Source organism: Wolbachia endosymbiont of Anopheles demeilloni, from assembly GCF_018491735.2.
Lineage (GTDB): Bacteria > Pseudomonadota > Alphaproteobacteria > Rickettsiales > Anaplasmataceae > Wolbachia.
In genome coordinates this window covers 961,254-985,696 of the sequence record NZ_CP084694.1, presented here as the reverse complement: position 1 = coordinate 985,696, position 24,443 = coordinate 961,254, and the positions used below count along the sequence as shown (strand labels likewise).

Below are 24,443 nucleotides of genomic sequence, written 5' to 3'. Positions count from 1 at the left end.
CTTTAAATTTATGCTAACGGCTATTTTGATTAAATTAAGTCGTTTTTTTAATTTTTTCTAAGATCAACTCAGCAGCTTTTTGTTCAGCAATTTTCTTACTAGGAGCACATGCAGAAACTTTGTCATAACTCTCTATGCAAACTGATATAGTAAATTCAGGATTGTGTGCTGGTCCAGTTTGTTTTACAAGCTCATACTTCGGTAAAGGTAATTTATTTCTCTGAGTCCATTCTTGCAGTGAAGTTTTAGGATCTTGAGGAGGATCGAGGATGTCCTTAGCTAGCTTTTCCCAATGTCGGATAATAAATTTCTCAACACTCTCAAGTCCGCCGTCAATATAAATTGCACCTATTAGTGCTTCAAGCGAATTTTCTAAATTTTTTAAGTTACATTTTCCTCCGTTACAACGTTCACTATTATTCATGATAATAAAGTTACCTAACTCTATTTCTTTAGCAACATTAGCAATTGTACTGCCACAAACTAAATCCGTTTTTCTTTTTGCCAATGCTCCTTCTTTTTCTTCAGGAAACATTTTAAACAGCATAACAGACACAACCATATTCAAAACACTATCGCCCAAAAACTCTAGCCTTTCGTAGCTTACAACCTGGTCTTCGCTATTTCTCTTATTTACGCTTGAGTGGGTTAATGCCTCTTCTAATATTGCATAATCTGTAAATTTATAATTAATAACTTTAGATATTGTATCGTTCAAAACTCTCATATTAATCATTAAATAAAAAAGCACTCTCTATCATACCTCTACACTAAAAAGTTAGCTCTATTTCACTAAGACAATATCCATAACTTCCAAAATGTACAGTCTAATGTATACAACCCACTGCTTCAGTAACATTACTAAATCCATCTCTTCTTACCAATTCCGCAAGTTCCAGGTTGATTTTGTTCACAACTTGATGCCCCTGGTATACAAGAGCAGTGTACAGTTGTACTAAAGAGGCTCCTGCCTTTATTTTTTCATATGCATCAACACCACTTGAAATTCCTCCGCATCCTATCAATAGAATTCTACTTTTAGTAAGCTTGTACATGTCACTCAATAACTCGGTTGAAAGTTGAAATAATGGCCTGCCGCTCAACCCACCACTCTCATTATAGTAAGAATCTCGACTTATCGTAGTGTTGCTCACTATTAAGCCGTCAATTTTATATTCTAGTGCAAGCTCAGCGATATTTTCTTTTGTTTGCTGATCTATATCTGGAGAAATTTTTAATATTATCGGTATCGATTCAGAGCTATCAATTGATTTTTTGGTTAGAGTAATAGACTTCAACAACTTGGATAATTCTTGTTTGTTGTGTAAATCACGCAAGTTAGTTGTATTTGGGGATGAGATGTTCAGTACTATATAATTGCTCTTTCCATATACTATCTTTATTAAGTCAACATAATCGCTGATTTGGTCCTTTGATGTACTATTTTTTCCTATATTGATGCCAAAAATGCAATTATCAAGCTTAGTTTCACTTATCTGCTTAAGAAAATAGTCCACCCCTTTATTATTGAATCCCAATCTATTAATTATTCCTTCATCTTTAATTAACCGAAAAATTCTCGGTTTTTTGTTTCCATATTGGGGATATTTAGTTACAGTACCAGCTTCAATAAATCCAAAACCAAATGAGAGCATGGGCCTTAGAACTTCCGCATTCTTATCAAAGCCTGCGGCAAGACCCACAGGACTTTTAAGTTTATTACCAAAAAAGTTTACATTTAAAGACTCTGGTAGCTCTCTAGGTTTCTTAAAGGGCATTTTTTTTAACGCCATTATTACCAAGGAGTGAGCAATTTCAGGTGGTAGCAAAAATAGTAAATTACGCAATATCATTTTGTAAAACACTTTGCTCATTTTTAGTTTATTTTTTACCATGCAACAAGAATAACTTAGAAAGATTGAGGTTTATCGAAATAGTAAGTATATAGTTTCTATGCAGAGAAAAACTAATTTTTCTGAAGGGAAACATCAACTTGATTAGTATTTTTATCTAGTAATTCTAGGTAGCCAAATTTGTTAATTTGAGATTTTATTAGTATAGGAATCTTATTTCGATTTAAATAAAATCAATGATCTAATTGGAGTAAGAGGCCGGGACCGGAATTGAACCGGTATAAAAGGATTTGCAGTCCTCCGCATAAGCCATTCTGCCACCCAGCCATTTTTTATGCGTAGATATTAATTATATCTTTTAGCATAGATAAAGCTTCTTCTCTTTTGCGTTGAAAAGTATTACGCCCAATTATTGAGCCATTACCACCGCCTTGCTTAATTTCTTTTACCTCACTACTTATATCACCCACTGACTTTGACTCACCACCAGAGAAAACTACTATTCTTTTTCCTGCAAAGCAAGACTTTTTAATATATTCAATTCTTTTGAATAATGATTCAATATTTTCTATTTTTTCTCTTTCCATATGGTTGGTTGGAAGTTTTACTTTTATTATGTTGGCACCGAGCAAAGCCGCTATATGCGCAGCATAAGCAATGACATCAACTGCTGTTTCACCTTCTTTGGAAATCCCTTCACCACGTGGATAAGACCATAGCACTACAGCAAGGCCACAAGATTTAGCCTCAGCTATAATTTTGCGAGCTTCTTCCATCATATCAAAACACTTAGCAGAACCAGGATATATAGTAAACCCAACAGCCACGCAGCCCAAACGTAGAGCATCTTTTACAGAGGAAGTTATTGCTTGATCTGAAGCTAAGCTTTTTGAGTGCAAAGAGTTAGCGCTATTAAGCTTCAAAATAAGTGGTAGCATTCCAGCATAAGTTGAAGCACCAGCTTCGATCATACCAAGCGGAGCAGTGTATGCACTTACTCCTGAATCAACTGCAAGCTGAAAATGATAATGTGGATCGTAAGCATCAGGGTTAACTTCAAAACTTTTTATTGGTCCGTGCTCAAATCCCTGGTCTACAGGGAGAATTACTAACTTGCCAGTTCCACCAAGTTTCCCATGCATAAGAATGCGAGTAAGATTCGCTTTTACTCCAGGGTTTTCACTTTCGTAGTAACTTAGGATTTGTTTTACTTCTTCACTCATTAATATCTTCAAATTTACTAAAAGTGTAGCAAAAACTATAGTTGAAGCAAAGACCTTTTTATGCTCTTGTTCCTACGCCTATATTTAAAGGTGTAACTTTAGGATCAGTAGTATGCTGTTGTGATTTTTCTTGAACTAAATCTTCAAAATACATTTTAACAATAGGAAGAACGAGCGGCATAAGTACTAATTTGTAGTCATAACATGCAAATTTTTCTTTATAACTAAATTCCGCATCTTCTTCATATAAACACTGGATACAGTATTCACCATATAGTTCAAAAGCTTTTATAAAAGTTCTAAGTAAAGCAATAAGTAATAAATCTAATACTAAATTAGCCATAAGCACCATTCCATATTGAACAGGCCAGCCATTTTGTGCAATTTCCGATACTAAACTGCACACAGCAAACGCTGCTGCTATACATATCACATAATTATCAGCAGCAATAAGTAGATTGTATCTTCTATTTAACCTATCTAGATTTCCTTCTTGTGAGCCTCTTTGTTTACTTGCTGCATAGATAATACTACAAAAGGATATAATAAATAACCATGGCCAAACTCCGATGCTGAATGCATAAAATTTATAAGCAATATTTTGCACTTTGCCAATGTTAGCAAGTTGTGATAAGCAATATTTGACTTGAGGCGACGGACCAAGTACCACATTTGCTAATATAAAAAATAAACATGCTCTATTCACAGCTTTCTCTCTACGCAATAGAATCTCATTGATTCTCCTTTGTTTTTCCTGCACTTCTCGCTGTAATGTTATAGATATGCCAGGAGTTCTTCCTGCTTTTAAGTCGTTAAGATATTTCTCTAGCTTATCTTTATCTGCACTAAGTTTTTTAAACTTTTCTTCAGCTATTTTTTCTCTTTCTCTCCTACTACTTTATCAGAACCTGTTCATAATCTTTTGAGGAGGAAAGAAGTAAAAGCAAGAACGACCATTTGCAGGCTAGTGTTGAGTTTCCGCTCGCAATTTTTCCAAAGTCGCCTACATTTTTGCAACCAGGCAAAAGAAGATCTCTCAACAACCCATCTTTTTGGCAATACAGCAAAGGTGTGTAATTCGCTTCACCTCAACAGTTGCACCAATAGTTACTTTCATCTGTGTTGCAAAATTTTCTCCTGTGTAGCCAGCATCAACTAGTATGTTGTTGAGAGATCTTTTGCTTGGTTGCAAAAATGTAGGCGACTTTGGAAAAATTGCGAGCGGAAACTCAACACTAGCCTGCAAATGGTCGTTCTTGCTTTCGCTGCTTTGCTTCTGAAAAGATTATGAACAGGTTCTAAGAAACTCACAGATTTACTGTTTTGAGATAAAGATTATATTAAAGCAATCTCGATGTAAAAGTATCACACCTTATGGAGTCTTATAATATAAGGTAAATACAATTAAGACTATTGCAACTTGAGCACTTATAATCCCATTGCTTTAGCTCTTTATTACAATCAACACATTTCCAACCTGGATCAGGCACAGCTTCTGAGTCCATCTTATTTAGCCAGTAAATTGCTTGATCATACTCTTGTAGCATAATCTTGAGCTGTACCATAATAAGGTAGATTGATATGTAATTAGCTTTTTTCATAGCAATATCTAAATGCTGACTTACAAGATCATATTTCCCTAAGCTAATTGAAGACAAAGCAAGCAAGCAATAACTAAAATAATAATCAGGGCGTAAGTTATATAGTCTTTCAGCGCCTTTATTATTTAACTTGATATACATTCTAGCTGATTGAGGAGTAGGATTTACTCTATACTCTTCCTCTAATACTGTGGAAGCTTTTCTGATTTTTTCAAGCTTGATATATAATTCTGCCTTTAAATAATTGATGGGCTGAAAAGTTGCATAATAACTTTGTGCTTTAGCTAAATAATCTATAGCTTTGTAAAAACTTCCTTTACTTTCGTATTGCTTTGCTAAAGCGCAATAAAAAATCGCTAACATCTTTTTACGATCAAAGGGAAGAAAAATATTGAATTTGATAGCTTCCTTTAACTTTGAAATTGCATTTATCCAATCTTCTTGCAATATACAATGCTCTATTTGAAAGGGAATAGACAAAATTTTATCATTAATTGAACTAGAGCAATATTCTATAAATTTTTGAAAGACTAACCTTTCTTGCTTTAGGTGAATAATCAGTTTATTGATCAAAAGTAGAGCTAAGTTGCGATTTTTACTTGCAATACTCGTTAAATTATGGCTGAAAAAGCTGTAATTTCCCGTTTTACCTGAATTAAAGAGCTTTACTAAAGATAATTTATCACTTTCTTCATTTAGATTTTTAATTAGCTTATTGGTGTTCTCTATATTACCTAAGTCTAAGCTAAAGAAAGCTTCAAAGAGAAGCAATTCTTCCCTACTTCTTCTTCTATTTTTTATGTTAGCAAATGTTGATGAAATAGAAGAACAAAAACGTGCAACTGCAATCAATAAAAATAATAAGACTACGCAAGCAAGAATAACGAAATATAGATCAATACTTATAGTGTAATTTCCTAATTCCAATTTTATTACTTCACCACTTACCTTGATCCATATGCCAAATAAAAACGAAAAAGCAAAAATTATAAAATAAATCATGAGATGTATTGTAATAAGTGACGATATATTATTGAAGTATTCTTGAAAGCTACAATAAAATCATTCAATTTATTAAGCCATAGTTTGAATTCTGGGTATGTTAAGTCACTTATTGCGGTGGCTATGCTCTGCCAATCATTATCGCTTATTAATTCTTCAATTTCCGCAAGCTTTAACCTGAGTGGATCACTATGATCATCTATCTTTATCCAATTTGAAATGATTTTTTTAAACAAGTTACTTTTATTATAGTTAATAACAGTCATGTTCTTCTCAAAAGACAATTTCAACCCGCGTAAAGTATCTACCTCTTTCAAATTTTCCAATTCATTTACTGCATTTTCTATTTCTGGATCGTCAAGCTCTGATATCAAAGGCTTTATTGAATTTATATGATTATCAAACTTGGCTTCTCGCAATAATGAATTCTTCATCTTAATCACAAGTAGCAGCAACTTTGCGAGGTTCTTATGCCTTAAACTAACATCACCCTGCTCACATTGAGTGTGAAGATTTCTCTTTAAGTCAAATATCCTTTTTTCTACCCTAGATTGATTAATTTCAAGCAACATTCTAAGTTCATCTATCTTTTCCGTTAAAACACTTATACTGTCTTCACTTTCTTGCTGATTTATTTTAAAAAATATTATGTTATTTATTGTAATATAGCTGGCAAATAACAATACAATTAAGAACCAACCTATGCATTTTTTTCGAGTATCATTCATAACGTAATATCTCCGCTGGGTCTTGTGCAGCTGCCTGCAATGCAGGAGGAATTGTTGCTAAAAATGACAAGAACAATGCAAGTGCAGAAATGTTCACTACATCTTGAGAAACTAATATCACTGGCAAACTTGAAAAAAAGTATATCATAGGATCAAATAGCTTGATGTTAGTAATGTTTTCTAAAAACACTCTAATATTTTCAATATTGAGAGAAAAAACAACCCCTATAATAGAGCCAAGACAAGTTCCTGTAAAACCAATGAGCAATCCACAAGCACAAAATATGCGCATAATGCTTCCGCTTGTTGCACCAAATGTACGCATAATTGCAATTGCAGATTTCTTTTCTTGCACTATCATCATCAAACTTGAAACAATATTGAATGCTGCTACAACTATAATTAAAGTGAGAATTAAAAACATCACATTTCTTTCAGTCTTTAAAGCACTAACATAATGGCTTTGCTGAGATTGCCAACTTTCAGCTCTCATTCCTGTTTCTTTTGCTATAGCGTTTGCTAGCTTATTAGCCATAGCAATATCATCTACAAACACTTCTATACTTCTCACATTATCTTTATAATTAAAAAAAGCTTGAGCTGACTTTATGGGCATATACACCAAAGTATTATCATACTCAAACATACCCATATCAAATATTGCTACAACTTTATATTCTTTCATTTTTGGTATTTCACCAGACAATGCGTCAAATCCTTCAGGTGATATAAGCATAATGTTATCACCATAATCAATATTCAAAGCTTCTGCTAATCTTGCCCCTATTATGATACCTTCATCGAATTTTTCCACGTTACCCATAATTACATTATTCTTAACGGTAGTATTATTAAGTAAGTCTTTAGTTGACACACCACGGACTACGCTACCCACAATTCCACCATTTGCTGCAACGATCACTTGATCATTGGTCATAGAAGTAGCTTTTAATACACCTGGGATTTTCTCAATAGATTTTAACACTGCGTGGTAATCTGAATTTATGCTTCTATCAAAGTAAACATTAATATGGCCATTAATGCCAAGTACAGAGTCGAGCAGCTTTGCCCTGAACCCATTCATTACAGACATTACTACTATTAGCGTTGCAACTCCAAGAGCAATACCAATAATAGAAAACAAGGCCATTATAGAGCAAAATCTAGAATTCTTTACTCGCAAATAGCGAATAGCCATAGTAAATTCAAAGGCAATAGACATTATACTAAGATCTAAATATCATACTTTTTATGCTTCATATAACTGTAATTTTTCCTTTACCTCAAATTAGGTTGTCTAAATTTAGCAAGCTTATAGAATATATTCAATATTCTATATTAAGACCTTCCATATATATCGTCCAATCTTACTATATCATTATCAGATAAAAATTTTCCTACCTGAAACTCAACTATCTCAAGAGGAAATCTTGTACTTTTATTCTCAATTTTATGAAATACCTTCCTTGGAATCTCTATTACATGATTTTTCGTTATAGCATATGTTTTGTCATCTAAACTAACATATCCAACTCCTGATAGTATTATATGGTATTCATCTCTATAGTGGTGAAATTGCTTAGAAGTGCAGCTTAGTGGATTTATAAAAAGATATTTTATAAGAAAATTCTTGCCGATTAAAACTACACTATAAAATCTCCATGGCTTAATCTCTTTCCTTATTGGCTTTACTTCCTTAACTTTATTAATGAACAACATTAGGCTCTTATTTGGCCGTTTATAAACTCTACCTAGTAAATTTTTTGCATCATTTTCTGTCATCAAAACTGGCTCTCTTCCTTTGGTTACAGCTTGAAATGACTCAAAATTCTTATTAAATCTCTTACTTAACTCTAAAACTGAACCCCAAGTGCCAACATTCATCCAATCGAAATTGGCTTCTATCATTACAATATTTTCTGCTTTTTCTATCACTAGGTGATCAATAGATGTATCACCCATTCCTGCACAATTTTGCTGTTCTAAATACAGAAATCTCTCTCGTGATACAAAATGCTTTATACTTTTACAACATAAATTATAGAGAGTTGGAGCAATTTTTTTATCTCACCTATATAGCGTTTTGCTCTAAACACAAATATTCCAGAGTCCAACAATGATCGTTACTTACCTTACGCTCGAATTTTTCTGTAAAATCTTTTACTATATGACATTTCTCTTTCTGACCATATACTTCATTTATATAGCCGTATTCAGAATTGAATTCATGAGGCTTTACCCCAAAAGTGACTATAGAGTCAATTTCAGAGGCTAGCTTAGACGCTTTCTCAATAGAAACATAAAAATTATTCAAATCACCTATAAAATGGTCTGAAGGCAGAACTAAGATTGTCTCGTTCCTATCGCAGAGAAGCACAGCAATTAGCATTGCTGCCGCTGTCCCAATTTTAACTGGTTCAAAAACTACTTTACATTCCTGTAATGCATGTAATTCCTGCATCAATAATGACTCATATTGTATATTTGTGGTAATGATGGGTGGCATATAATCGCCTTTTAGCCTCAACAAAGTGTTGTGAAACATAGTATTCTGACTAAATATTTTCTGAAATTGCTTTGGCTTAGATAGAGGCCAAAGTCTGCTGCCACTACCACCACACAGTATTACAGGGCGCATTTAATTAAGATATTAATTATTTGATTAATATCTTATACTAACGGCAAAATGCATGCAAGTTTTTATTGTGAGATGATTAAAGTAAAAAGTAATTTAAAGTGATGGTTGACTACGCGCATTATGGAATCCCTACATTTCGTGATGAGTCTTGTCTTCTTTCTATCTCTCTATCAATATGAGGAGTGCTGCTTTTTTGATTAACGGCTGCAGCTATTTTTTTATCAGTTTTGTTTTTCAGCTTCTCCTTTAAGCTTTCTCCAACACCTGGTTCTCTGGATTTATTTATACTTTCACTACTTTTATTCAGCGCCTTTTCCAAGTCTCTTTCAATACCTGGACTTCTAGCGTCAAGCTCATCCCATGTGCCCACTATACTGAGTGGCTTATGATCCTTCTGCTCCTGCTTTAGCCCTTCTTCACCTTTAACAATATTAAAGTCACTTTTTGCCTCTTTCCAACATTCTTTCAATCGGTATTTCCACATAGTAAGATAAGCATCACCATACTTTTTCTCATTTTCTACAAATAATAAAATTGGAACCTTAAGTATTGTAGCTCCCATATTTACTAAATTTTTTACTACCACTGCAGGAGTGAAAAAAAGATAACCAAAAGATTTTGCAACTCGATTTTTTCTAGCTATCAAATTCTCTCCTAATTTCATAGGAATAAAAGTCAGCATTCTAGCACAAATCTTAGCTAAATCCGCAACAAAAACAATAGGAACAGATATCAGACTTTTATCTAGCTCTAGACTACTATTTTGATCTCTAATTTCTGAAAAATTAGTGCTTAATTTTTTATAATTACTAGTGTATAGTAATACTCCATTTCTTCCCTTTTCATCAACAACTCCCTGAACTTTACCCTTTCCATTTTTTACCTTTTTCATTAGCACAGAAGAGTGAGTTAATTCAAACGGATATTTAGGATCATTAGTTTTTTTAGCTTCAAAAATTGGAATATGTTTTTCAAGATCGATTTTTGAAAACTCAAATGGTTTATAGTAGCCATAATAATGCTTAACATCCTTGTTTTTTTCCCGATTAACTAAAAAGTCAATAGTAAAATAAGACCTATCGTCCGTTTCCTTGACAAAAGTTAATTCAAAATTTGACCGCTTTCGATCTCTTTCGCCATATGAAAGTTTATATATAGTCTCACCATCACTATTCTTACTTTCTATAACTTTCCCAGATTCTACAATCTGATCGTAATTCCTTGGATATTTGCATTTTCTTCCATCTGTATAGGTCATTACCTTTCTAAGATCTTTGACATAAATTTGAGATTCAGATGAAGCAAATAAACCTTTTGCTTTAAGTGTAAAATCTGTTACTGCTTTTTTAAACACTCCAAACATGTTGTCAAACCAAAATCGCTATAGTTCAATAATAAAATTAGTAAACTAATAATATATTAACACAAAACTAACAATTTTACAAGAAAATATGCCTATAAAAGAAAAAAGTCGTAAAAGCGAGGACTATATAAGTAATGCTTGATAAGTATTTTATGCATGTAATTGTAAAAATCCTTAGAGGTACGCTGTCTATATAATCTTCACACACTACCTGCATTCCAAGAACTGCATGCCAAAAAATGCAAAACACCAGTATAACAAAAAACAAAAGCTCTAGTGGATGATTAATAGCCTGAAATAATTTTTCATTGAGAGATAAAGGGCTATCAACATAAAATGTGCAAGAAAATGAGTAAATAAACCAAGGAAATAAAAATAACAAAATCACCGCAGAAACACGCTGGATCCACCAATGATGTACTGAATTTACAGATTGACTCATATAAATATAAATAAAAAAGCCATAGTAGAAAGAAATAGCATTATTGTTAGTAACATAGCACTTTTTAAAACACTAGCAATTTCTAAATTAAGCCCAGCATCCCACAATAAATGACGAATACCATTAAGAAAATGATACATAAAGCTTACAAAGCATAAGATATAAGCTAATTTAGCAACAGGAGTGAACAATAATGCATTTAAGCACCTTACTATAATTAACTTAGGGGAGTAAACATATAATATAAAATACCAAGAAAGTATGATTAATAAAAGAAATAGCAAGATACCAATCAATCTATGCATAATAGAAAAAAAACTAGTAACTTGTACTTTATATATTTGTAAATGCGGGGAAAGAGGCCTATTACTCATAAAATTTCGTTATCGAGAAATTAAAAAATAAAGTAGAAGTAAAGACAGCAGTATAGTACATAATGACACTATTATTTGAAATGATGAATTATGTACAAAGCCTAAGGAGGTAATCCAGCTGCAGATTCCCCTACTGCTACCTTGTTACGACTTCACCCCAGTCACTGATCCCACTTTAAATAACTCCTTCCTTGCGGTTAGGCCATTAGCTTCGAGTGAAACCAATTCCCATGGCGTGACGGGCAGTGTGTACAAGACCCGAGAACGTATTCACCGTGGCATTCTGATCCACGATTACTAGCGATTCCAACTTCATGTACTCGAGTTGCAGAGTACAATCCGAACTGAGATGTTTTTTAAGGATTAGCTTAGGCTTGCGCACCTTGCAACCCATTGTAGACACCATTGTAGCACGTGTGTAGCCCACTCCATAAAGGCCATGATGACTTGACATCATCCCCACCTTCCTCCAGCTTATCACTGGCAGTTTCCTTAAAGTACTCAGCATTACCTGATGGCAACTAAGGATGAGGGTTGCGCTCGTTGCGGGACTTAACCCAACATCTCACGACACGAGCTGACGACAGCCATGCAACACTTGTGTAAAATCCGGCCGAACCGACCCTATCCCTTCGAATAGGTATGATTTCCATGTCAAGAAGTGGTAAGGTTTTTCGCGTTGCATCGAATTAAACCACATGCTCCACCGCTTGTGCGGGTCCCCGTCAATTCCTTTGAGTTTTAATCTTGCGACCGTAGTCCCCAGGCGGAATGTTTAACGCGTTAGCTGTAATACAGAAAGTAAACTTCCCATATTTAACATTCATCGTTTACAGCGTGGACTACCAGGGTATCTAATCCTGTTTGCTCCCCACGCCTTCGCGCTTCAGCGTCAGATTTGAACCAGATAGACGCCTTCGCCACTGGTGTTCCTCCTAATATTTACGAATTTTACCTCTACATCAGGAATTCCTCTATCCTCTTTCAATCTCTAGATTAATAGTTTTAAAAGCAATTCCAAGGTTAAGCCTCGGGATTTCACTTTTAACTTATTAACCAGCCTACGCGCCCTTTACGCCCAATAATTCCGAATAACGCTAGCCCTCTCCGTATTACCGCGGCTGCTGGCACGGAGTTAGCCAGGACTTCTTCTGTAAGTACCGTCATTATCTTCCTCACTAAAAGAGCTTTACAACCCAAAGGCCTTCTTCACTCATGCGGCATGGCTGGATCAGGCTTTCGCCCATTGTCCAATATTCCCCACTGCTGCCTCCCGTAGGAGTCTGGACCGTATCTCAGTTCCAATGTGGCTGATCATCCTCTCAGATCAGCTATAGATCATTGCCTTGGTAGGCTATTACTCCACCAACTAGCTAATCTAATATAGGCTCATCTAATAGCAATAAATTTTCCCCCGTAGGGCGTATACGGTATTAGTTGCCGTTTCTAACAATTATTCCGTACTATTAGGTAGATTCCTATACATTACTCACCCGTCTGCCACTAAGTTATACAATAGCAAGCTACAGTATAACTCCGTTCGACTTGCATGTGTTAGGCCTGCCGCCAGCGTTCATTCTGAGCCAGGATCAAACTCTCAAATTTAGACTTCAACCTATAAAAGGCTGAGGGTACATCGGATAAATCCGACAAAAAATAATTTAGCTTAATACTGCTGTCTTTATTTCTACTTTAGAAATATTTTAGTCTCCAACTATTCAAACAACTCTAAGGATATTATTATGTGATATAATCACTATGTCAATATGTTTTTGCAAATCAAAAGCATTAATGTATAAATATATAATTATATGGAATATTACCATGAAAAAATACATCTTTCTGCTTGCACTCGCGCCAATGTTAGTTGGCATCACATTATACTTATTGCGCAACATTAATAACACAAAACAATCTATAACTGCAGGTGACAAGTTTTACGAAATATTATTCTTAAAAAAAGATAATAAGTCGCTGCTAGAAGAAATAGATTCAAATTGGAAGTATTTAGCAAATTTTGAACGCGCATTCAATCATATCTCAGATTCAATGCCAACAGACACAGCATCTATTATTTATAATGATTTGGCAGACGATAAAGATGCTCCTGATGTTTTGCGTGAGTTAGCAAAATACTTAGAAGTAATGAGCTTACTTCACTCCAGCGGTGAAAAAACAAATAGAGATAAAATTAGTAATTTAGAATCAAATGCAGTGTACCCTTATTCAAGCCAAGAAGCTATCGCTATAGTAAAGATAAACAGTAACGACATTAAAGGTGCAATTGAAATATTGCATTCATTATTAAATGATAGAGAATGTCCGACTCTAATCAAGGCCAATGCACAAGAATTACTTCGGATATACGAAAACTAAAAAACTTGCTTGCATAATAATTTGGCAGCGCATCTGATGAAATAAAGAACTTTACTTGACAAATCTCCCTATTTTATTAGGGCACTAAAAGTATTTATGACTCAAAATTTGTTTTTGACTGTAGGATCAATCACAAAATCCAGTAAAAACTTAGGTGTTTATTGGTAGATTACGTAAAATTATAGCGGTTTTTAAAATTTTTTCTATACTCAGCCAAGTCGCGGTTGTTAGAACATTATTACAGCACCACTTACAGTAATATAGAGTCAAAATTTCACTACTCAGAGGTTCCTTTTACCTTTTTATTTAGTAAGACTTCTCTATATTTATAGTTAATATATCAAAGAATAAACTTCACTAGAAGAATGTCATTCTAGCACAAAATGACAAAAAGAGGATAAAATCGCAATAGCTATGTATCAAGCACCGTTGTATTTTCTCTATATTTTAGATTACTTTGTTTACCCCCCTCACTTTACCATTCAACTACGCAGATAGTTACTACAAACCGTAAAGATGTTTAAAAGAAATCTAATTTTTTATCAACTCATACATTTCATTAACAACTTCACAATAAGGTGAAGCAGTTGGATAAAAATAATCAAAAAAGAAATAATCCTTTAGTATTTCTGTGCTGCATCCAGAATTATAGTAAGTATCAAGCCTTCCTTTAAATATCAACGATAGTATCTTCATACTTTTTCCAAATCACCTTACCCCAAACTGATCTACGATGTTTGATAAGTATGCATCTCGATCATTTAACCCTTTGCTCTTATATTTACCAAGCATACTTTTCATTTTAGAGTTAAGATCGAATGCTTTTATTTCAAGATCTACACCTTTCTTCATATAATCTAAATCATTAGCTAATTTTGTATTGAAACTCTGTGTAAACTTTGCAGCCAGCTCTCTTGCTTTTCGTCTTTATTAAAGCTAGTATCAAACCAACCTCAGTCACATTTGCAACAATCACATGCTTTACACCATATTCATTTAGAATCAAATGCATTACATATTTCACTAACCGCTTTATTTTAATACTTTTTCTGCTTTAACATTGTTATAAGCAGTGGCACCCATAATATTATTTCCTCGATTATAATGAAAAGTAAAATCTCCTTTACCTACGTCTGGATGATTTTTAATTACTGCGTTTAGCTGATTAACTAAACGAAATTTATTGAGGAAATAAGAAAAAATAGGGTTAAGAATTTCAGATGCTGTTGCATATAAAATCGCATAGTTATGATCTTTCTGTTCATAGTATCGATCAAAAAATGAGCATCTCCATGATGACTTAAATTCTTCTAAACCTAAATACTTTGCTACATATTCAACAACAGTAAGGTCATTGCTAAAAATCCTCCTTAATAAAAAGGGGCATTAAGTTTCACGTTTCTTACAAAGGAGAAGTTATTAAAATTTCAATAACTACACCATTATCAGATAAACTATCACCCAGAACACAAAAATTTTTACACTTTGAATTAGAGTTATTATTTTTATTTGCCATAACATTCAATATCTAATCATACTGCTCTATAAAGCCTATAAAAAAAGAAAATAGGGTGAAATTATAGAACTTTGGCTGAATTTTACCTATTTTTTGAGCAGCCCTTCTGCCTTAAAAGAAACCTCTAAGTTTTTTAGCACGGCTTGGATGTTTCAACTTACGTAGTGCTTTTGCCTCTATTTGCCTAATTCTTTCACGTGTAACATTAAAAATTTTTCCTACTTCTTCTAAAGTATGCTCCTTTCCATCTTTACCAAGGCCAAAGCGCATCCTTAGAATTCTTTCTTCTTTTGGTGTTAAAGTTGCAAGAACATTGGTCGTAATGCCACGCAAGTCGGCAAGTATTGCAGCATCCTCTGGTTTAGAAACTCGCTTATCTTCTATACAATCACCGAAGGTACTACTATCATCCTTTCCTGTTGGAGCTTCAAGACTTACGGGATCTCTTGCTATCTTCATAACTTTGCGTATTCTTTCTAGCGGCATCGCCAATTCTATACTCAATTCCTCTAATGTAGGCTCTCTACCCATTTCATGAGTCATCTTTCTTAATGCTTTGTTGATTTTACTGATAATTTCCACCATATGTACTGGTATTCTAACTACTTTAGACTGTTCAGGTATTGCCCTAGTGATTGATTGTTTTACCCACCAAGTACCATAAGTCGAAAATTTATACCCACGTTTGTAATCAAACTTATCCACAGCCTTCATAAGACCAATATTACCTTCTTGTATCAAATCAAGCAGATCAAGGCCTCTTTTTGAATACTTTTTAGCAATCGAAACCACCAGCCTTAAATTAGCCTTAATCATTTCTTGCTTTGCTTGAGAGACTTCTTGTTCATGTTTCTGTATTCTCTTGATTACCTTCTTAAACTCCTGAATTTTATCTCCTTGTACATAACTCTTAATATTGCTTAAGGCACTAGCTATATACTCATAGCTATCGTTTATAAACCTTAAGAATTTATTTTTTAATTCACCTGTAAAAAGAGATTGATTTTCATTAATCTTGAGAAAACTTATTTCACTAAACTTGTGCTCTAAAAGCACATCATCATAAACATTATAAAAACTTTCTCTATCAATATCGTACTTTCTAGCTTCAGTAATAAGATTAGCTTCTTCAAACGTGATTAGTCTATTTATTTCGTAAAGTTTTTGTGTAATTCTGGTAATAGCAGCATCACTAAACTGAATTTGTAATGCTACAGACCATATTTGATTATATAAATTTTCTAGCTCATTAGAGAAATCTTTAGAATTTTTTTTCAATACCAATGCTTCATTTGTTAAAGCAATGATCTCATCCAATGCCGTGATAACCTTTGGCAATAAATCACTTTCCATTTCAAGAACAGAAATATTTAAGTTAGCTGAACTTATGTCTTCACTCTCATTTCCCTTTTCATCATTACCTTTTTCCTCATCATTAACACAATCTCTAACATCTTCAGCTTCACTTTCTTCTTTGTCTACCATATTGAAATCAGAGTTATAAATTGCATCCAGATTTATAATTTCTCTCAGTAAAAAAGTTCCACCACTTAAATCATCACGCCATGTTTTGATTATTTTGAATGCCACTGATGTTTCAATTATTGCACGTAACATGTTATGCTTTTCAGATTCAATTTTTTTTGCTATCTTAATTTCATCTGCTCGTGACAAAAGCTTTACAGAGCTCATATCCTGTAAATAAATCCTTACTGGATCATCATTTTGCACTAAAGTTGTAGTAGTATTCAACGATGTCTCATCATCATCAAGCTTATTACCATCATCATTAGAAGGAGCTTCTTCCTCATCTTCACTACTTTCGAGTATGTTAATTCCAGAGTCTTGCAATAAAGCTATAGTATCATCTATAAAATCAGTTGAAAAATTTTCATCTGACAACTTATCATTTATATCATCAAAAGTGATAAAACCGCCCTTTCTTATACTTTTGGTTACAAGATCTTTGATGATCTTTTTCCTATCTTCCGTACCATTAATAGTTGACATCATTACCTTTACAGTTTATAATTTTATTTCTTATTTATCAAATAAACTTACAATTAGCAAGCTTATAGTTTTATTCTTAATTTATAGTTACTTGCTACTTCATATAGTTTAAGATACTATCAATTTATTCACATTCTTCTTAATCAACTAATCTCTCTATTCTTACTAATATGGACAATCCAACTGAAAATGTTGCAATTCCAACCACTATAGCAGTAAGCATTAAGACGTGAGGTATAGGATTGGTATATAAGTGAAAATTTGAAGTCAATATAGGAGGTAAAGAATTTTTTACATACCCTAAAGATATGTAAAACAACAAAACAGATGCTTGTAAGATACTTAATCCCATCATTTTTTTGATTAAGTTTTTATCATTTACAATGATATAGAAACCTAGCACCATTAATATAGTAATGCCTACATAATTATATAGAGTCATTGTTTTTTCTTGCGAGCAAAATTTATATATATGATTAACATGGAAGAAGAAACGGTAAGCAATACACCCAGCTCCACTAAGAAAATACCCAATTTTTGACCTGTTCTACTATCAGCTGACAATATACTATAGGATAAAAAATTTTGGCCAAATAAAACTGTTATAATACCAGCTCCTCCATAGGTTAAAATACCTAGTACGTTAGTAAATTTGATAATAGAGTAAGGTATTGCTTTTAAAGTTGTAGGTATATCAAATAACATAGAATATAATATTATCCCAGAAGCAATAATTGTTCCCGCCTGAAAACCTCCACCTGGAGTATATTCACCATGAAACTGTATGTATAAACCAAACAAAATGATAAAAGGTATCATCAAAAATGTTACTGCACTTAATACCGGATCTTTAATCACTTTCTTTCTCTTCTAATATTAACATTATACAAAGTGCAGCAGTAAAAACTACTATAGTTTCTCCAAATGTGTCATAGCCACGAAAGCTTGCTAAAACAGCTGTCACTATATTAGGAATACCAATAGCTTTTTCAGTACTTTCTACATAATAAGGAGCAACGTGCAAGTGAACTGGAGCATTATGACTGCCAAAATCTGGTAATTGAATCATAAAGTATGATAAACATGCAGTCAAAAATAACATAAAAAAAAGTGTTGTGGGGCTATGAGATAAATTTGCTTTGTAATTCTTTACCAAAGAGAGTGCTGCAAACGTAAAGACTGTGCTCAATCCTGCACCAACAGAAGCTTCAGTAATTGCAACATCTGGCGCATTCATAATCAAGTACATAAGTGCAATAAGTGCACTAAATACACACATTAGAACAGCACTTACAACCAAATGTTTCGAAAGAACTATAAAAACTGTAACCGTGAGTAATAGCAAAAGTAATATTAGATTCAGTGTTTCTAGCATCTTAACCTTCTTTAATAGTCTTTACTTTTATAATAAGTACGCGCTAAAACATAACTGTTAGTTGAATTGGCTATCCATATTATAAAAATCAATAATATAACTTTAATAGTATTGATTGAAAATTCATTTTGCCAAGCAAAACCAATCAACAACAACATTGCGCCACTAGAATCTGCAATACCTGCAGCATGTAGTCTAGTATAGAAATCAGGAAATACTACTACTCCTAAGCTTGAAATGACTATTAAACAAACACCTAAAAATATGAGAATGGATGCTACCATAAATTATCAAAACAACATTAATCTCATTAGCGCTATAGTTGATATAAAGCTGATGCTAGCATATAGTAATGCTATATCAATTAAAAAAAAATCATTCAGAACAATCGATATTGCTGTTATGAGTAAAACTAATTGTGTTGATAAATTATTGAATGCTAAAATCTTATTGTAAACATCACTTGACCTAAATACTATACAACATAACATTAAACTCATACAGAACAAAAGCACATAGATAGCAATACTAATCATTTATAAACTATTATAACCTCTATAGATTTCTAAATCGGTACTTCTTCACCACTATCTTAATCATCTATTTCATCATCGTGGCTTTCTTGACTTACATCCAGACTTATGTTAAGTTGATGATCAGAAAAATTTAACAAATTTGCTAGCTTACTTGGACTATTAATATAAGTATTATCTGTGTTTCCTTTCATGTGCTCCTTGCACCTTTTGACCAAAAGGTTAAACAGTTCATGAGTATTCACCTTCTTTTCCGCTATTTCATATAAAGAAACTATCGTATCCTTATGATCTTTAAACTTAACCATTTCAACGGGATCGCTTGCCCCTGTACTCAAATCATGCGTTCTTTGACTTGCTAGCAGAACCAATTTAAAACGGTTGTGTACCTGTTCTACACACTTTTCTACAATAGACTCAACCATAAAATACTACCTTGATAAGCTTTATACTATATCACAAAAAATAAGATGTCAACTTCAGATCTATTGAGATCTAATTCTACATTCTACTTTTTCTTCTTTATCTTTTACTGATTGATTTTCTGTTATTGTAATTGTTATTTCATGATCAAGCTTTTTCAAAAAACCTAACAGTCTCTCTAAAGAAAAACCACTTATCTTACCACTTTTAATTTGTGACACCTTTGGTTGATCAATACCAAGTTTCTCAGCCGCACAAGCTTGATTCCAAGTATTTTTTCCTATAATTTTACTTATTATGCCAAGCAATTTTTTTTTTATTGCTTCACTATCCAGATTGTTTAATGATATTATTTCCATAATTTTTACTCTCAGATACCAACTAACTTTATTAAATATTATATCATAATATTTAATATACCAATATATTAATAGTATATAACTTGTCAATAACTATCTGATACTCAAAATTTTAAATTGACTATAATTTTTATCAAAATACTAGTAATTTCAAACTATTATTTTGTAAAAAACTTACTATTAAAGAGAATAAGTTGAAATTGCAAAGTTTAAAATACAGAAATAATCATTTTACAAACTCGTTTTAGAGACTGTACATGATCTCAAGAAAGGAATAAAGCCGGAGATAGAGTATGTAAATTATGAAAACAGAGCAAGATGAGTAGGAGAAAAATTGAGTAGAGTTCTGTAGAAAGAAACAAAATCAAGAAGATTTAGGATGTATTTTACATAGTGTTACAGGTCCTAAAAAGTGGCTTCAGTGAATCAACAATGTTTTCAAAATGGCAAGATTATTTTAATAAATGAAGTAAAAAATATAGCGGAAGTAAAGAAAGTGTTTTGAAACATATATAAAAAAGTAGTTGCAAAGAAACAAATAAAAGGATTTAACTGTAGAGATCTTTGCAGTATTGTCAAAAGGTAAGTCTCTAATACTCTTATAGAAAAGTGTAGACAATTGTGATAAGCAAAATTCAATACTAGCTTACAAATCGTCTTCTTGCTTCCACCGCTTTGCTTCTAGAAAGATTATGAATAGACCCTTAATATCCGAAATTTACACCTCTATATTTTAATATAGGGATTCATTTCAATTTTTAAAGTTTCTATTTAATGAGAATGCTATATCATATTCGTAATTTAATTTAAATATCTGTTGCTTCTGAAATACTATTTGGTTAGTAAATAAAATCATGTCTAATACAGAAAAAATGAAAAAGGATGTTGCTGTAATTATGGGAAGCGAGTCGGATTATGGCACTATGGTGCATGCTATTAACCTATTAAAAGAATTGGAAATTTCACATGATGTATTTATAATATCCGCACACAGAACACCAGAGAGACTCTTTAATTTTACTAAGTCTGCTCAAGAAAAAGGCTTTAAGGTTATTATAGCTGGTGCAGGAGGAGCGGCTCATTTACCTGGTATGACTGCATCGCTTACTTATTTACCTGTTATCGGTATTCCTGTGCATAGCAAACAATTAAATGGGCTAGATAGTCTATTGTCTATAGTGCAGATGCCAAAAGGTGTTCCAGTTGCAACAATGTCTATAGGAGAGAGTGGAGCATGCAATGCCGCTATTACTGCTGCATCTATACTGTCGATTTCTAATAGTGAAATTGCAGATAGATTAAAAAAATGGAGAGAGGAGCAAACTCAAGCAGTAAAAGAAAAACCAACATTATAATGGCAATAGTTCTTTTAGATACAAAAACCATAAATCGTATAGCAGCAGGAGAGGTAATAGAAAGGCCTGCAAGTGTGGTAAAGGAATTAGTGGAAAATGCAATAGATGCGAGAAGCTCAGAGATAGAAATTAAGATAGAAAGTGGTGGGCGTAACCTCATTACTGTAATCGATGATGGTAGCGGAGTAAAAAAGGATGATTTAGAACTTGCGTTTATGCGCCATGCTACTTCAAAATTGAGTGACAGTGAATTGATAGAGATCAAGCATCTTGGCTTTAGAGGAGAAGCTTTGCCTTCAATTGCAGCAGTAAGCAGAATAAAATTATCATCTAAGGCAAGCAAAGCAGATCAAGCATGGTCTATAAGGTATGAGGGGGGAGAAAAAATAGGAGAGCTTGTTCCTTATCCTTTATCGATAGGAACATATATTGAAGTACGAGATTTATTTTTTGCCACACCAAATAGACTAAAATTTCTCAAAACCGAAAGGGCAGAAAAACAAAGCATTGTTGATATTGTAAACAACTTAGCAATGATCAATTATGGAATTGAGTTTACTCTTATCTCCGATAATAAGAAGCTTCTTAAGTATGCTAAGCAGACCTCATTATTTAGCAGGCTATGCGAAATAGAAGAAGAATTTCATGAAAACTCTTTGCAAATTAGTGAAGAAGAAGATGGCATTAGACTTACAGGATACATCTGTAAACCTACTGTCAATCGTAGCAATTCAACCCAGATCTATACATTTGTTAATGGTAGACCAATTAAAGATAATCTACTTATTGGTGCAATTCGTTATGCGTATCACGACCTTATTCCAAACAATAGATATCCTTTTGCAGCGCTGCACTTAGAGATACCGTATGATCAAGTTGATGTAAATGCTCATCCAAATAAATCAGAGGTAAGGTTTCAGAATAAGAGGCTAATATATGAAATAGTGAGAAGAGGGCTAATAAAAGTGCTATCAAAGAGAATAGATCTTGCAGAAACTGTATTGGCCCAGACTGGAACAACAACGAATCATCTATCATCAGATCCTTTTAGTAGGTCTAGTCTTAAAAATGAATTTTATGGAAGAAGGTCGGATCCTTTCGAAAACCAGTTAATGAGAGAATTTACTTCTCCAAATATAGAGACAAAAAGCTTATCAGAACATTCAAAGTCGTTTGATTATACTGGTATGCAAAAATCTCTTCCACGAGCAGAAACTACAATTTTGGAAAGGGAACAAACCGATCTAATAAGGGACTATCCACTTGGGTTTGCACACTGTCAAATCTACAATACTTATATTATTGCTGAGGTAAGAGACAAACTAATTATAGTAGATCAGCATGCAGCCCATGAAAGACTAGTATACGAGTGTTTAAAGGAGAAATCAAGTATAAAAAGACAAAAACTTCTTTTGCCTGAAATGGTTGAAATCAAAAATCAAGCTGGAATGGAGATGATTAAAACTTATAAAGATAAACTTTTTGAGATGGGTTTTGAGATTGAAATTAAATCAGAAAATAAGATCATAGTAAAAGAAGTTCCTGCAATCTTAGGAGCAGTAGAAACAAAGAGAATGCTCATTGATATAGAGGATAGACTAACAGAAATAGAAGATACATTACCTATAGAGGATAAGGTGAATAAAATACTAGCCACAATTGCTTGTTATGGATCAATAAGAGCAGGTAGAAAGATGAAATTGGAGGAGATGAATGAATTATTGAGGCAAATGGAAAAGACACCTTATTCTGGACAATGTAATCACGGAAGGCCAACTTATATAGAAATGAAATTAAGCGATATTGAAAAGTTATTTGAGCGAAGGTGAAAAGTTATCACAAATATGTATAAATTATACAACCCTAGTTTTGTCATCTCAAAACTCAGATACACAATTGTTTGAACATTGCAATTTGCAGGTAATTTGCATAGTAGATAATGTCATTCCATCACTTGACAATGATTTATTATGCAGCTACTTGATTAAAATTAAGTTTCCTAAATCCCAGGCATTGTCTTTTATGTTAATAATTAATATACAACTCAAGATACTTATCAAAAACGACAATAAAGAATTCAAAAAAAAGCTAGAAATTCTGTAGAATTGACCATAAGATATAGAAAAAAAGGAAGTGTATGATCACATCCTTCAATCTGATCATTAATTTGTAAACAAAATAGTTTTGCATTTTTTGATAAGATTAAGTAATATCAGCGTATTAGTTATACAATTAATAATTTTTATGGATGAGCGTAATCCTTGGAATCTTCGAAAGAAATCGTCAGGTCCAGGTAATGAAGATATTTTAAGTAAAGCTGTGTCTGATATAAGATGCCTTTTTAATGGCTTAACCAGAAATAGAGGGAAAAAACCTTATTTCATCATTTTCATTGTTTTGTTGTTTTATTTTTGTACTGGTTTCTATATTGTCCATCCGAGTGAGGAAGGTATAGAACTTACTTTTGGCAAATATTCTAATACAGAAACATCTGGTTTGCGTTATCACTTCCCCTACCCTATTGGCAAGGTTTTTAAAGTGAACGTTAAAGAAGTAAATCGTGAAGAAATTGGGATAAGCAGCTCTTATGGGCGAGATACAGATCGTGGTGAAGGAGTGATGCTTACCGGAGATGAGAACATAGTCAACGTTAACTTTGAGGTCCAATGGAGAGTCAAGGATGCTAAAGATTATTTATTCAAAGTGCGGGATTATAAACCTGGTTTTAGCGTTAAAAATGCTGCTGAAAGTGCTATGAGAGAAATAATAGGTAAGAATACGATCTCTTTTGCACTCGAAGGTCAAGGCAGGGCTGAAATTTCCAGAGATACTAGAATTTTATTGCAACAGATTCTTGATGAATATCAAATAGGTATAGAGATTTTATCCGTTCAAATGAAAAAAATTGATCCACCAGAAAAGGTGATTAGCTCATTTAGGGATGTACAAAGTGCTCGCGCAGATAAGGAGCGTACCATAAACGAAGCATACGCTTACAGTAATGATATTATACCTCGTGCAAAAGGTGAAGCAATAAAGATAAAATTAGATGCAGAAGCATACGAGAATGAAATAATAAATGAAGCAAAAGGTAATGCAAATCGCTTTTTATCTCTTCATGAAGAATATAGACAAAATCCTTCTCTTGTTAAGAATCGTATCTATCTTGAAACTATGGAAAATATTTTTAGCAAGGTAGATAAGTTTGTTATAACAGACGATCTGAAAGGTATGTTCTCTTATTTACCCCTTACAAATCTAGGAAAATAGTC

At 33.1% G+C, this 24,443-nt stretch carries 25 protein-coding genes, 1 tRNA gene, 1 rRNA gene and 3 pseudogenes; 5 read left to right on the top strand and 25 right to left on the bottom strand.

Annotated elements, in window-relative coordinates; genetic code table 11:
• Positions 1-34: 34 nt before the first annotated feature.
• The 6 genes and pseudogenes from rnc to JSQ73_RS05260 all read right to left on the bottom strand — a co-directional run.
• Positions 35-727, bottom strand: a complete 693-nt coding sequence (gene rnc / locus JSQ73_RS05285) for a ribonuclease III (RefSeq protein ID WP_214249881.1) — start codon at positions 725-727, stop codon at positions 35-37.
• A 100-nt stretch (positions 728-827) separates the two neighbouring features.
• Entirely contained in the window at positions 828-1,895 is a 1,068-nt protein-coding gene (locus tag JSQ73_RS05280) for a quinone-dependent dihydroorotate dehydrogenase (protein ID WP_214249880.1), read from the bottom strand.
• Positions 1,896-2,108: 213 nt separating this feature from the next.
• A tRNA-Cys gene (locus tag JSQ73_RS05275) sits at positions 2,109-2,180 on the bottom strand.
• Positions 2,181-2,185: 5 nt separating this feature from the next.
• Positions 2,186-3,076 (bottom strand): class I fructose-bisphosphate aldolase, encoded by an 891-nt coding sequence (locus tag JSQ73_RS05270; RefSeq protein WP_214249879.1) that lies wholly within the window; start codon positions 3,074-3,076, stop codon positions 2,186-2,188.
• A gap of 58 nt (positions 3,077-3,134) precedes the next feature.
• Positions 3,135-3,836: a molecular chaperone DnaJ gene (locus tag JSQ73_RS05265; RefSeq protein ID WP_234301697.1), complete on the bottom strand. Its 702-nt coding sequence runs from the start codon at positions 3,834-3,836 to the stop codon at positions 3,135-3,137.
• Between the two features lie 152 nt (positions 3,837-3,988).
• Positions 3,989-4,247 (bottom strand): annotated as a pseudogene (locus JSQ73_RS05260) (transposase); the annotation flags it as partial.
• On the opposite strand from JSQ73_RS05260, the pseudogene JSQ73_RS05255 reads away from it, so the two are divergent.
• Positions 4,236-4,367 (top strand): annotated as a pseudogene (locus tag JSQ73_RS05255) (IS5/IS1182 family transposase); the annotation flags it as partial. The pseudogenes JSQ73_RS05260 and JSQ73_RS05255 sit on opposite strands and share 12 nt — an antisense overlap.
• A 91-nt stretch (positions 4,368-4,458) precedes the next feature.
• Here JSQ73_RS05255 and JSQ73_RS05250 read toward each other — a convergent pair.
• The 8 genes and pseudogenes from JSQ73_RS05250 to JSQ73_RS05210 form a co-directional block, all read right to left on the bottom strand.
• Positions 4,459-5,679 carry a tetratricopeptide repeat protein gene (locus tag JSQ73_RS05250; RefSeq protein WP_214249868.1) on the bottom strand — a complete coding sequence of 407 codons (1,221 nt, stop codon included), beginning with the start codon at positions 5,677-5,679 and terminating at the stop codon, positions 4,459-4,461.
• Positions 5,676-6,407 carry a hypothetical protein gene (locus tag JSQ73_RS05245; RefSeq protein WP_214249867.1) on the bottom strand — a complete coding sequence of 244 codons (732 nt, stop codon included), beginning with the start codon at positions 6,405-6,407 and terminating at the stop codon, positions 5,676-5,678. Before JSQ73_RS05245 ends, JSQ73_RS05250 begins: the two co-directional genes overlap by 4 nt.
• Positions 6,400-7,629, bottom strand: coding sequence for a lipoprotein-releasing ABC transporter permease subunit (locus tag JSQ73_RS05240; RefSeq protein ID WP_214249866.1), 1,230 nt, complete (start codon positions 7,627-7,629; stop codon positions 6,400-6,402). The genes JSQ73_RS05245 and JSQ73_RS05240 overlap by 8 nt, the downstream gene beginning before the upstream one ends.
• Positions 7,630-7,745: 116 nt before the next feature.
• Positions 7,746-9,045 (bottom strand): annotated as a pseudogene (locus JSQ73_RS06945) (sugar phosphate nucleotidyltransferase).
• 118 nt (positions 9,046-9,163) lie between these two features.
• Positions 9,164-10,408 carry a hypothetical protein gene (locus tag JSQ73_RS05225; RefSeq protein ID WP_214249865.1) on the bottom strand — a complete coding sequence of 415 codons (1,245 nt, stop codon included), beginning with the start codon at positions 10,406-10,408 and terminating at the stop codon, positions 9,164-9,166.
• 76 nt (positions 10,409-10,484) lie between these two features.
• Positions 10,485-10,850: a succinate dehydrogenase, hydrophobic membrane anchor protein gene (gene sdhD, locus JSQ73_RS05220; protein ID WP_214249864.1), complete on the bottom strand. Its 366-nt coding sequence runs from the start codon at positions 10,848-10,850 to the stop codon at positions 10,485-10,487.
• Positions 10,847-11,224: a succinate dehydrogenase, cytochrome b556 subunit gene (sdhC, locus tag JSQ73_RS05215; RefSeq protein WP_214249863.1), complete on the bottom strand. Its 378-nt coding sequence runs from the start codon at positions 11,222-11,224 to the stop codon at positions 10,847-10,849. The genes sdhD and sdhC overlap by 4 nt, the downstream gene beginning before the upstream one ends.
• Before the next feature lie 102 nt (positions 11,225-11,326).
• Positions 11,327-12,829 (bottom strand): 16S ribosomal RNA (locus JSQ73_RS05210).
• 153 nt (positions 12,830-12,982) lie between these two features.
• Here JSQ73_RS05210 and JSQ73_RS05205 point away from each other — a divergent pair.
• Positions 12,983-13,600 (top strand): hypothetical protein, encoded by a 618-nt coding sequence (locus JSQ73_RS05205; RefSeq protein ID WP_214249862.1) that lies wholly within the window; start codon positions 12,983-12,985, stop codon positions 13,598-13,600.
• Positions 13,601-14,131: 531 nt separating this feature from the next.
• Here JSQ73_RS05205 and JSQ73_RS05200 read toward each other — a convergent pair.
• The 11 genes from JSQ73_RS05200 to JSQ73_RS05150 form a co-directional block, all read right to left on the bottom strand.
• Positions 14,132-14,296, bottom strand: coding sequence for a GDSL family lipase (locus tag JSQ73_RS05200; protein WP_214249861.1), 165 nt, complete (start codon positions 14,294-14,296; stop codon positions 14,132-14,134).
• Positions 14,297-14,308: 12 nt separating this feature from the next.
• Positions 14,309-14,452 (bottom strand): GDSL family lipase, encoded by a 144-nt coding sequence (locus tag JSQ73_RS05195; protein WP_214249860.1) that lies wholly within the window; start codon positions 14,450-14,452, stop codon positions 14,309-14,311.
• 13 nt (positions 14,453-14,465) lie between these two features.
• Positions 14,466-14,612, bottom strand: coding sequence for a GDSL family lipase (locus JSQ73_RS05190; RefSeq protein ID WP_234301694.1), 147 nt, complete (start codon positions 14,610-14,612; stop codon positions 14,466-14,468).
• A 615-nt stretch (positions 14,613-15,227) separates the two neighbouring features.
• Positions 15,228-17,126: an RNA polymerase sigma factor RpoD gene (gene rpoD, locus JSQ73_RS05185; RefSeq protein ID WP_214249871.1), complete on the bottom strand. Its 1,899-nt coding sequence runs from the start codon at positions 17,124-17,126 to the stop codon at positions 15,228-15,230.
• Between the two features lie 139 nt (positions 17,127-17,265).
• Complete coding sequence (locus JSQ73_RS05180; protein WP_214249858.1) at positions 17,266-17,568, bottom strand: cation:proton antiporter subunit C; 303 nt, start codon at positions 17,566-17,568, stop codon at positions 17,266-17,268.
• Positions 17,565-17,984, bottom strand: a complete 420-nt coding sequence (locus JSQ73_RS05175) for a Na(+)/H(+) antiporter subunit B (RefSeq protein WP_214249857.1) — start codon at positions 17,982-17,984, stop codon at positions 17,565-17,567. Before JSQ73_RS05175 ends, JSQ73_RS05180 begins: the two co-directional genes overlap by 4 nt.
• Positions 17,977-18,501 carry a DUF4040 domain-containing protein gene (locus JSQ73_RS05170; RefSeq protein WP_211907727.1) on the bottom strand — a complete coding sequence of 175 codons (525 nt, stop codon included), beginning with the start codon at positions 18,499-18,501 and terminating at the stop codon, positions 17,977-17,979. The genes JSQ73_RS05175 and JSQ73_RS05170 overlap by 8 nt, the downstream gene beginning before the upstream one ends.
• Before the next feature lie 11 nt (positions 18,502-18,512).
• Positions 18,513-18,785: a monovalent cation/H(+) antiporter subunit G gene (gene mnhG / locus JSQ73_RS05165; RefSeq protein WP_214249856.1), complete on the bottom strand. Its 273-nt coding sequence runs from the start codon at positions 18,783-18,785 to the stop codon at positions 18,513-18,515.
• A 6-nt stretch (positions 18,786-18,791) separates the two neighbouring features.
• The gene (locus JSQ73_RS05160; RefSeq protein WP_214249855.1) at positions 18,792-19,037 is read right to left on the bottom strand and encodes a monovalent cation/H+ antiporter complex subunit F; all 246 of its coding nucleotides are present in this window, start codon (positions 19,035-19,037) and stop codon (positions 18,792-18,794) included.
• A 56-nt stretch (positions 19,038-19,093) separates the two neighbouring features.
• The gene (gene rpoZ, locus JSQ73_RS05155) at positions 19,094-19,459 is read right to left on the bottom strand and encodes a DNA-directed RNA polymerase subunit omega (protein ID WP_214249854.1); all 366 of its coding nucleotides are present in this window, start codon (positions 19,457-19,459) and stop codon (positions 19,094-19,096) included.
• Positions 19,460-19,519: 60 nt separating this feature from the next.
• Positions 19,520-19,816, bottom strand: coding sequence for a helix-turn-helix domain-containing protein (locus tag JSQ73_RS05150; protein WP_214249853.1), 297 nt, complete (start codon positions 19,814-19,816; stop codon positions 19,520-19,522).
• Between the two features lie 854 nt (positions 19,817-20,670).
• Here JSQ73_RS05150 and purE point away from each other — a divergent pair.
• The 3 genes from purE to hflK all read left to right on the top strand — a co-directional run bounded on the left by purE (position 20,671) and on the right by hflK (position 24,441).
• Entirely contained in the window at positions 20,671-21,171 is a 501-nt protein-coding gene (gene purE, locus JSQ73_RS05145) for a 5-(carboxyamino)imidazole ribonucleotide mutase (RefSeq protein ID WP_214249852.1), read from the top strand.
• Complete coding sequence (mutL, locus tag JSQ73_RS05140) at positions 21,123-23,000, top strand: DNA mismatch repair endonuclease MutL (RefSeq protein ID WP_410543635.1); 1,878 nt, start codon at positions 21,123-21,125, stop codon at positions 22,998-23,000. Before purE ends, mutL begins: the two co-directional genes overlap by 49 nt.
• A gap of 415 nt (positions 23,001-23,415) precedes the next feature.
• Positions 23,416-24,441 carry an FtsH protease activity modulator HflK gene (gene hflK / locus JSQ73_RS05135; RefSeq protein WP_214249851.1) on the top strand — a complete coding sequence of 342 codons (1,026 nt, stop codon included), beginning with the start codon at positions 23,416-23,418 and terminating at the stop codon, positions 24,439-24,441.
• Positions 24,442-24,443 lie beyond the last annotated feature (2 nt).